Source organism: Microcoleus sp. C2D2 (genome assembly GCF_036702495.1).
GTDB lineage: Bacteria > Cyanobacteriota > Cyanobacteriia > Cyanobacteriales > Microcoleaceae > Microcoleus.
On sequence record NZ_JAUBTO010000002.1, the window covers coordinates 122,770 to 132,335 of the forward strand.

3 protein-coding genes are annotated in these 9,566 nt (G+C 48.5%); 1 reads left to right on the top strand and 2 read right to left on the bottom strand.

The window, feature by feature from the left end; genetic code table 11:
* Positions 1-3,765 (bottom strand): response regulator (locus tag QUB61_RS01440; protein WP_333189785.1); only part of this gene is annotated, 3,765 nt, incomplete at its 3' end.
* A gap of 858 nt (positions 3,766-4,623) precedes the next feature.
* Entirely contained in the window at positions 4,624-7,737 is a 3,114-nt protein-coding gene (locus tag QUB61_RS01445) for an MFS transporter (RefSeq protein WP_333131286.1), read from the bottom strand.
* Between the two features lie 398 nt (positions 7,738-8,135).
* On the opposite strand from QUB61_RS01445, the gene QUB61_RS01450 reads away from it, so the two are divergent.
* Positions 8,136-9,530: a 2-polyprenyl-6-methoxyphenol hydroxylase-like oxidoreductase gene (locus tag QUB61_RS01450; RefSeq protein ID WP_333131288.1), complete on the top strand. Its 1,395-nt coding sequence runs from the start codon at positions 8,136-8,138 to the stop codon at positions 9,528-9,530.
* Positions 9,531-9,566 lie beyond the last annotated feature (36 nt).

The following is a 9,566-nucleotide window of genomic DNA, read 5'->3' on the forward strand; positions in this document are numbered from 1 at the left end:
ATTGTTAGATTCCTCCTCAGTCAATTTGGGATTTTCGATTTGGGATTTTCGATTTTGAGATTGCTCATCAGTTGCGGAAACTTCTGATTCGACCGTGGGATTTTCTAAGGTTAAATCTCCTGAAAATTGCGATCGGATGCGGCGAGTAGCTTCCAGTCCGTCCATTTCCGGCATTTGCACATCCATCAGCACCACATCATAAGGCTGGCGGCGCAAAGCTTCGAGCACTTCGAGACCGTTTCCCGCCACATCCGCACGATACCCCATCCGCTGCAAAATTTGCAAAGCCACCTTCTGATTCACCAAATGATCGTCAGCCAACAGAATCCGCAGGGGTAACTTCTCGGCCAGGAGAGGTATGCTTTGCAAGAAAGGCCCGCTGGTGCGCTGCCCTCTAAATTCTGTTGTCTTTTCCCCAAAAATATTGATTAAAACATTGTAAAGCTGAGATTGTTTGATCGGTTTATTCAAAAAAGCAGCAAACTCCGCCTCAATAGCTGCGGAGTTAATTTCTTGCCTGCCGATCGAAGTTAGCATGACTAACGGCAACTTTTGGCAATCAGGATATCGGCGAATTTCGGCAGCTAAAGCCAACCCGTCCATTTCCGGCATTTGCATATCCAAAACTGCCAAGTCAAACACCTCTTTAGCAGCGAGCCAATCTAAAGCCAAACGAGCCGAAGCTGAAGCCCTAGGCACCATTCCCCAAGATTGAGCTTGGAGAGTCAAAATTTGGCGGTTGGTAGCATTGTCATCGACAATTAAGACTCGCTTGCCAGCTAATTCAGGTTGAGAATTGCTCAAGTTAGCTGGCAAGGAACTGTTGCAGCCAGAAACGATCGTGCTGAAATAAAAAGTAGAGCCAACGGATTTGGCATTTTGGCCGCTCGGCTTGTTGCTGAGTACAGATTTGCTAGAGCTATATTTTTCGGCAATTTCGCAAGATTCTCCCCATCCCAAATCAAAAACTGCCGATTTAAAATCTGCGGGAGGATTACCCGCCAGATTACCCATACTTTCCACCCACATCCTGCCGCCCATCATTTCGGCCAAACGCTTGCTAATTGCCAAACCCAATCCGGTACCGCCGTACTGCCGGCTCGTTGAAGAATCTACCTGGCTGAAAGATTTAAATAGCCGATCCATGCGATCGAGCGGAATGCCGATACCGGTATCTTTAACCGCAAATTGTATTTCGTATATTTGGTTAATTGCTAGCGGTTCGGCATTAATTGCTGGCGGTTCTTTAGCGTTGGCTGTCGGCACTGAAATCTTTTTGGCAGTCACCGAAACCACCACTTCTCCAGCTTCGGTAAATTTAACAGCATTGCTGAGCAAGTTGATTAAAATTTGCCTCAAGCGGGTGCTGTCGCCGATCGCCGTTGCTGGTACTGCACGATCGATCAAGTAACCCACTTCCAGTTTTTTTTGTGCCGCCTTGGCAGCTACCAAGTCTAGAGATTCCTCAATGCAAGTGCGGATGTCAAAGGGATGTTCCTCCAAGTCCAATTTGCCCGACTCAATTTTCGAGAAATCTAGAATATCGTTGATCAGCGTCAGCAAGGCATCGCCGCTGCTGCGGATAGTTTCTACAAAATCGCGCTGTTCCCGAGTTAAGCGGGTATCCAGGAGCAAACCGGTCATGCCGATGACTCCATTCATCGGAGTGCGAATTTCGTGGCTCATGGTGGCTAAAAATTCGCTTTTGGCTCTAGTAGCCGCCAGTGCTTGATCGCGAGCTTTTGCCAAATCTATGTCTGTTTGCTGGCGTTCGAGTTCGCTTCCCACCCACTGAGCCATCAGTTTCACCAACTCTCTGTCTACAACTCGGAACGGTTCTGTCACAGGAGTCGGAGAAAAGAAGCACAGAGTGCCGTAAACTTGACCTGACACAGTGACGGGAATGCCCATGTAAGCTTCGATTTTGAAGGCTGGATCGTCCGTGTTGAAGGACAAACCCGAAAATCTCACCGACTCAAAGTAGATCGGTTCTTTTGCCATCGCCGTAGCCACGCAGAAGGTTTTTTCCAGCTCATAGATTTGTTCTTTGACGATCGACCCGTCGGGACACTCAACAGCCATTATTTGATAGTTGTCGCCTTGAATGCAGGACAAAATTCCTGTGGACAGGCCTAAATGCCGGCATCCCATTGCCAGCAGTTCTTGGAGGCGCAAATCAAAGGTAGAGAGGTGGTTGAGCGGGTCTGTACGGGGAGCCGAAGTCACTTGGTACAAAGCTTTAATTGCAGCTTCGCTTTCTCGCAGTTCTTGTTCTGTTTGCTTGCGCACGCTGATGTCGCGGGAAATGCCGATAATTTCTTGCACGGCGCCGGTTTGGGGATCGCGGATTGTGCGGCTGGTGGTTTCAAACCAAATGTATTGGCCATCTTTGTGGCGGATGCGGTAGCTGACGGTGTAAGTAACTGGGAGTGCCAGGACTTTCGAGTGAGCTTTGGCGATGGTTTCTAAATCGTCGGGGTGAAAATAATCGTTGGGGACGGCGCCGACGAGTTCCGAAGGTTCGTATCCCAGCAAAGCGCGGCTGGCGGGCGAGACGTAAATAAATATGCCTTCGGGGTCGTGTCTGGTGATCATGTCGGTTGAGTTTTCAGCCATCAACCGATAGCGGTCCTCGCTTTCATCACGTTCCACTTGAGAATTGCTCAATGCTTCTAGCATTCGGTTGATGGTGTCGGCTAAGCTTGCGAGTTCATCTCCTCCGGCCATATGAACCCGCAAGTCTCGGTCACCGTTGGCTGCGATGTTGCTGACGCTGGTGCTCAAGGAAGCCAATCTTGCCAAGACTAATTTTTCTAGCAACAGCAGGGCGATCGCGCTAAATATTAAACCTACTCCCAGTGTTGATAAGGTAAACAGCTGCAAGGTAGCCTGACCTTGGCGGTAGATGATGCGCTCTGTCTCTACTCGCACCACCAGCGCTTGCTTGCCGTGGATGTCGCGAATCATGGCGTATCCTGCGACTAAGGTGTCGCTGAGCGGCTCCACTAAAATTTCTACTGATTTGAGGTTGGAAATTTTGAGTTTGATATTTTCCCAATCCTGTTTAGAGCGAGCCATCGCCTTGGCGCGGTGCCCGGAGTAGTTCCCGGCTCCCACTTTAAAATCTAAACTCGGCAATGTAAAATCTACTGACAGGTGAGTCCGTTCTGAAAGTAAAGCGATTTCGCTGCTGTCGAGGTAGCGTCCCAGGATCAGCGTCCCGCGCGGCGGGCCTTCGGCGTTGCTGTTGAATATCGGCCTTGAAGCAATCAGCAGCGTGGCTTCTGGCAAGGTGAGGACGGCTGTTTTGGCCGCGGGGCGAGATCCTCCTAATGTCGAGGAGTCTAGCAGCTCGTCGGTCAAGTGCTGTTTTAAGCTTTCCGGAATCGGGATTTCGGTTTGGGATGTCAGGTCGAAACCTTTGCTGAATATCGTGTTACCGCTGGAGTCCAGCAGCACTAATAAGTTTAGTCTCAAGTAAACAAATGTCGAATCGACGAAATTTGACTTGACAAAGTTTTCGTCCCGTGTATTGACAAAAGAATAAGTATCGTCCCACTCGGCGTAATCTTGGGCGCTGATGTTTAAACTCAACAAGTCCTCATCTAATGCGTCCAAAGCCCGCCCAACATCCTGGCGGACGTACTGTGCCTCCAGGTTGTGAAAATCGTGCAGCAAAATGGTTGATGCAGTGGCATAGAGAACCATAATCAGGCTGATCAGCGCTGCACCGATGATTAATAGTGTTTTTTTTCGGAGTTGCATAGCGTCGCCCTCCTCACGGTGCTACTAGGCAACTAGCCCGGAGAGGTTTGAGACGTAGGTTGTTTAGCATTGGCGATCGCAGGGTCTGCGTGTTTTGACTGTTCTGGGCTGACGAAAGCAAAACCCTTGGTATTTCCAAGGTATTCGGTATTTTGCCCCCTACAGTCAGTGTAGTATTTTCACGGCTTGAGTTTCCTATTATCCACAACCTATGACCTACAAGTTATGACAGGACGATCGACCTTTTCAAAAGAAACGGGCGATCGAACTCAAAACCGTTCGCGTTTAATACTGACGCTGCCAGGGCGGCGGGCGGTTGGGGGAACAGGTGTGCTGAGTTGAGAACCCTAACTATTACTATACCTAAAAAATATTTAGGAGACAGCGGACTGGCGCGTCGAGTTTGGCCCGCCAAAAGGTTCTCATTCCCAGAGCTTTTTTGATTTTTGTCGTTCTATAGCAATCCTTGCAATAGTTGTGGAATGAGTCGAACAGCAAATTTAGCGTCGAAGCTTGAACCAGGTTGATAACTGACGAAAAAATTGCTAATTCAGAGCCAATTAATATCCGCCGACTTGGACTTTACATCCGGAAATAAAATATAAAATCAAAAAATGATGCTTTTCACTTTTCTATTTTGAAGGAATCAAAACTGCTAACTAAGATGTATAAATTCACAGTTGGCACCATCCTCAATAAATCCGTAGGAGCGGGTTTACCCATAACCTTAAACAGTACCAACAAATTAAATAAACCCGTTCCCACTTCCGAGACAATCATTTACTAACATTAGTGCCCGATCTCAGTATAAACTCAGATCGGGCACTATTTGCAATCCGATCGCAACTTGAGTCTTTTTTATCGGATGACGGCTAAAGCACCGGCGCCTGCTGCTGCTGCTGCCGAAGTAAGAGCGGTGAAAAACAGCCACCACGAGGCAACTTCTGCTGCTTTGCGGGTTTCTTCGGCTTGTTTTTCGGCTTGCACTTTGATGCTTTCGAGGCGAAGCTGCGCCTCTTGCTGCAAGCGTTCTGCTCTTTGCAAGACGCTGTTGCGGCTTCTTTCAATTTGGTCGATCAAGCGGTTGGCATCTGCTTCGGAAATGTCCTCCCGGGAACTGATGAGTGCTACTAAAGTATCGCGGTTGAAATGACCCAGCCGATCGCGCAAAGCGTCAAATCCGGCTTGCGGGTCGTCAAATAACTTCCGCACGTCCCGCGTAATGCCTTCGTAGTTTAGTTCTGGGCGATCGAGCGAATTGAGGTAATCCCGAACTTTTCCGAGAATCCCGTCAATTACCGACTGAATACGCTCCTGTATTTTCTGAATTTGCAGTGCGAACTCGTCGCGCACCGACAAAATCCCATCGACAATGCGATTGGCTTCTGCTTCAGAAATATCCGGGCGCTGAGACAGCAGAGAAACAACTGTAGCTCGATCGATGTGTGACAGGCGCTCGCCCAAACTGTAAGCGCCGACTTTCGGGTCGTGTAGCAGCAGTTGCAAGTCGCGCTTGATCGCTTCGGGATTTAATTCATCCTTGCCCGTATTGCGCAAATAATCTTCTAAAACAGCCTGAAAATCCTGCACTTGGGTTTGCACCCGCTTTGCCAAACGGCGCGGCGCTTTCACAATCGAGCCAAGAGTATCCTGCACTTGGTCGATAATTTGATTGACTTGTTCCTCGGTCAAATCTTGTCTCTGAGAAAGCAGTTTTACCAAAGTATCGCGATCGACTTGAGACAGGCGGCCGCGCAGCGCTAAAGCTCCTTCTTTGGGATTTTCCAGCAGTTTTGTCAAATCCCGCTTAATCCCTTCTGGATTGAGTTCTGATTTGCCAGTATTGCGCAGGTAATCTGCAAGGGCGGTGGTGCTTTGGTCGTACTGATCCTTAGCTTTTTGGGCCAACTTTTGCGGCGCCTGCAGCGCGCTGTGCCAAGTTTCTTCGGCGCTGTCGATCAGCTGATTTACTTGGTCTTCGCTGAGGTCTTTCCGCTGAGATAGCAATTTTACCAAAGTATCGCGATCGAACTTAGAAGCTCTAGATCTCAGCGCCCACATTCCCGCTTCCGGGTTGTCCAGCAGCGTTTTCAAATCGCGCTTGATGCCTTCGGGATTGAGTTCTTCTTTGCCCGTAGAGTTCAAGTATTCTTGTACTCTTTGCCACTGGTTGTCTACTCGGACTTGCGCTGCTTCTTGCAGACCTTTAGCATCTGCTAAAACTACATCTCGCGTCCTTTCCAACTCTTGAACAATATGTTCTACTTCCTGAAATCCGAAATTGTCGCGGCCTCTGAGAATTTCCACGAAACGGTCGTGGGTGTAAGGAGCAAGCCGATCGCGCAACTGTTCGTAACTAGCGTCGGAATCCTCTAATATTTTTTTGAAATCGCTCCCGATACCTGCAGCTGTCAGTTCCTCTTTCGCCGTCAGCTTCAAATAAGTTTCCACCCGCCACTGCAAATCGCGAGCTTTTTCTTGCTCCTCGGCAAAGCTCACGGTTTGTAAAACTCGCTGTCTAATTGCTTCTAATTCCTGGGAAATTTCTTTAATTTTGTCTTGGGTAAAAACGCCTCTACTGGCCAGGATTTCCGCAAAATTCGCCTGTCTTAGTTTTTCTAATTCGCGGCGCACAGTTCCCGGATCTGCCGTAGGATCGTAGAGCACGTCACGAAATTCGCGCTCGATCGCTTGCGGGTTCATCTGCCACGAATAAGTATTGAGCAAGTAGTTTTCTACGTCAGCCCGAATTGGGCTGTAAGTTTGTGGTTCGCCTTTTACTTGAGCAGTAATTTTATCAGTTTGCAGGCTAACTTTGTCTTTAGCTGCTTTGAGCTGACCGACTACTTTCTCCACATCCAAGTCGGAAATATCCGTGCGACCCAATACTATTCCCATTAAAGCATTGACTGCCATTGTCGTTGCTTGGGACATCATGGTCGGGCTTTGTCCGGAATTTTGACCGCCCAGATTGCCGAGGACTTTTTCTACCCTACTTGTTAGTGTATCTGAGACCAAATCTCCTGGTTTGGCAGATTTGAGATAGTCTACTAATTGGGCGATCCCGTCTGATTGCTGCCCTTGTTTTCCTACTTGTTTCCAAGCATCTTGGAGTTGGTCTACAATGCGGTTTACGTCGCGTTTTGATAAGTCAGATCGCGAACTTACTAAATCTACCAGAGTTTGCCGATCGAGATTCGGCAAATTTTCGCCAGCAATTGCTTTGAGTTGGGGATCGTTGAGCAATTTTTCAAATTCGCTGCGCATCCCTTTGATGTCTAATTCCGGCGGTTTGAGGCTTTGGATGTAATCTTCGACGTTTTCGCGCAAGCTTGTGGGGTCGATCGCGCTACCGAGTTCGTGGCTAACTGCTGCTGCTGCTGCTTTGGCTGTGGCGACGACTTGATTGCTGGCTGCTTTGGCGCCGATGGCCGAGGCTGCGGTGCCGAGAATCGCTTGAAAGCCTGATGTCGCGGTGTTAACGACGGAACCGATCAGGGAACCGACGGTGGTGGAGCTCACCCAGACGAGCATTGAGAAATAGGTTGCCCACACCACTAAACCGAGGATCGCACCTAAACCGGGACTGGTAATGAAGCTGAGCTTAACTGCCAGCAAGCAAGCAAAGAATATGGCGATGGTGACGGTGATTAGCGTCCAAGTACCTACCTTTCGGCCGATGTGGCGGACTGGCGAGCTGCCGCTATCCGACTGGTGGTCGCCGTCGTCATGGGATTGTCCCATGTAGGAAAGGCCTGCAGCTACTGATAAATTTGTTAGCAAGAGTTGGAAAGCGCAGGCGAGCACGACTCCAGCTATCAAGGTGATAAAAAAGTGTGACCCGAAGCCTGACCCGGAATAGAGGGGTGCTGCGCCTTCTACTGTGTTTGTAGTAGTCCCCTGTCCTCCCACTTGGGCCAGCCAGAACCCCATGTTATACAGTTGTGGATTTATTGGCAAATTTTGATACATAGTATATTCCTCGTTAAGGGGTGGGTGCGCGCGATCTTTGGCGCGAGTTAACCAATGTATAGTTTTAGACTCATGCCCCCAATGGCAAGCATCCCCTTATTGACGAGCTAAAGCATCCCCCTACAGTTGGAAGTGTAGAAATATGTCTGCGGCAGGCTGTCACTTTAGGGATATTTGTGCTATGTAACTTGGCAGTTGTTAAGTTATTAGTTCTTAGTTATGAGTAAAATGCACTGCGGCGCACCCGAGATTGATAGTAGTAAGGGTAAGTCGGATTAAAATAATCGCAGAGGAAAATCTTTGGTAGAGGGATATAAACAGTCTGTACAGAAGCGCGACAAATTGTTTAAAATTCATCTACCAATGCCATAGCACATTAGCCTTCAAGGAATTCGATCGTGGAACGAGAAAGTCATGCAATTATTATTGGCGGCAGTTTAGCAGGACTGTTGGCCTCTAGAGTATTAGCAAAACACTTCGATCGAGTAAGTATTGTTGAAGGGGATTTTTTGCCAGAAAAACCCGCACCTCGCCCCGGTATTCCTCAATCCCGTCACCTTCACGTCCTTTTAAATCGGGGAAAAATCATCCTAGAAGAGTTTTTTCCCGGCTTGGAAAACGAACTGGTAGCTGCTGGTGCTCCTAGTGTAGATTCGAGGTCGATCAGGTGGTTGACTCCGGCGGGTTGGGCCCCGCACTTTAGCCCGGATCTAAATGATTTAATTATGTTCAGTCGGGATTTTCTTGATTGGCACATTCGCCGTCGCTTGGCTGAAAATACGAACGTGCATTTCCTCGAAGGAGGGAAAGTAACCGGATTGCTGACGAATGCCTCGCGCGCGGAGGTTGCTGGCGTGTCGGTGCGTTTTCGCGATCGCCACAACCCGGCTAACATCCATGAAGAGAATTTGTATGCAGATTTAGTAGTCGATGCTGGTGGCAAAGTTTCCAAAACACCTCAATGGTTGAAAAGTTTGGGCTATGAACCTCCGCCAGAAACCACTATCAATGCTTTTGTCGGCTATGCCAGCCGCATCTATGAAGGCAGCGGTAAATTGTCAGACACTGCGCCAGTATTTGTGTCAACAGCACCGCCATTTCGCACCCGCGGCGGTGGAATTTTTCCGATCGAAGGCAATCGCTGGCTGGCAATTATCCTCGGGGGCGATCGCGATTATCCCCCCGAAGACGAAGCAGGTTTTCTAGAATTTGCCCGCACTTTGCCAACCCCGACAATTTATGATGCAATTAAAGACGCAGAAGCAATAACACCTGTTTATAGTTATCGAGGTACAGAAAACCGTTTGCGCCACTACGAACGCCTCGCTCGTTACCCTGAAAACTTAATAATTATCGGTCATGCAGTTTGCGCTTTTAACCCGATATACGCACAGGGTATGACGGTTGCTGCACTAGATGCTCAGATGCTAGATAAATGTTTGCAAAAGCAAAGAGAGCGGTATCCAGAAGGCGATTTAACAGGCTTGGCGCGACAATTTCAACAAAAATTAGCAAAATTACACACTACTCCTTGGACGTTTGCCATCAGTCAGGATTCCCGCTATCCGGGAAGTGAAGGTGCAAAACTAAACCTCCCTACGCGACTGACAATTGATTACATGGATCTGGTGTTAAAAGTGATGGTATCAGATGCTAAAGTTTGTCAAGCATTTTTGCAAGTTATGCACATGAATGAGTCGCCGGCTGTACTTTTTCATCCCAGTATTGCGGTTAAGGCGATCGGGCAATTAGTCACCGTCCCGCATTCGGCAAAAGGCAGAACGCAGAATTAATAGAAAGAGTTTACACGGAATCAGCTTATTTTTTCC